The organism is Bacillus sp. P4_D3, from assembly GCF_056401855.1.
Genome location: NZ_JBFUIN010001047.1, coordinates 1 through 900, shown reverse-complemented (window position 1 = coordinate 900; position 900 = coordinate 1). Strand labels below are relative to the sequence as shown.

The 900-nt window shown below is 33.7% G+C and carries 1 protein-coding gene; it reads right to left on the bottom strand.

Annotated features, from left to right (window positions below):
- Positions 1-39: 39 nt before the first annotated feature.
- Positions 40-792 carry a YwqG family protein gene (locus AC1DTM_RS29055; RefSeq protein ID WP_477001552.1) on the bottom strand — a complete coding sequence of 251 codons (753 nt, stop codon included), beginning with the start codon at positions 790-792 and terminating at the stop codon, positions 40-42.
- Between the last annotated feature and the right edge of the window lie 108 nt (positions 793-900).

Below are 900 nucleotides of genomic sequence, written 5' to 3'. Positions count from 1 at the left end.
GTAAAAAGGTTGTTCTTTTTACAAGAACAACCTTCTTCATTAACAAGTTTGTAATACACAGCATGTATTTTCAAACTGGCGATTTTTCAAGTCTTCATTTCCAATACAGAAATAAAGCATTCCTAAATCTCCCCACATCATATTACAATTTTTAGTATCTGAATCAATTTGGAATAAGAGCGTCATATGCTGTGGATCTATTCCCATATATTGTCCAGTCTCATACAATACCTCATCTTGTACAGAGAATGGTTCTCCAAACATTTGATGATTATCATAGTTGTCTGGGATTAGCTCTTCAAGTAATTGCAAGAAACGATCTGAATCCGCCTCATCTTCAATGAAAAGCTCAGGTAATTTATACGTCAGTTCAAATGAAATTGCACATTGATTAAATTCCCCCYGAACTTCATCTGCTCTACGTAATTGCTCTACAGGGATATCATAATAAAGCACACGTCCCGCTTCGTTTGGATTTACATCTTCTTCAAAGTAATTTTCAATACTAAAGAAATATAACATCCCTGTCTTAGGAAGATTGTGATCCATACCAACGTTTTGTAAATCACTTAAATTAAATTGTGCGATAAAACGTAACGGATTCTCTTTGTATGTTGGATATTCAAATGTATTTGGCAAATCAGGAACTCCGCCCATTTTTGAACTACCTTTTCCGATTGTCTCCTGCACCTTTGGCACAACTTTTATACAAGGAAATATAGTATTTACAAGCTCCTGTTTCAAATGTGTTAGTTCATATTTATCAATTAATACTTCAATTTTCTGTTCCATAAATTCTCCTTACATTTACATACTTATTTGTATCATAGCACAAAGATTATACTTCATTCATTGTAAATTCAACAAGCTCAAGAAAAAACKGGCTCTTCCCTCGTACGC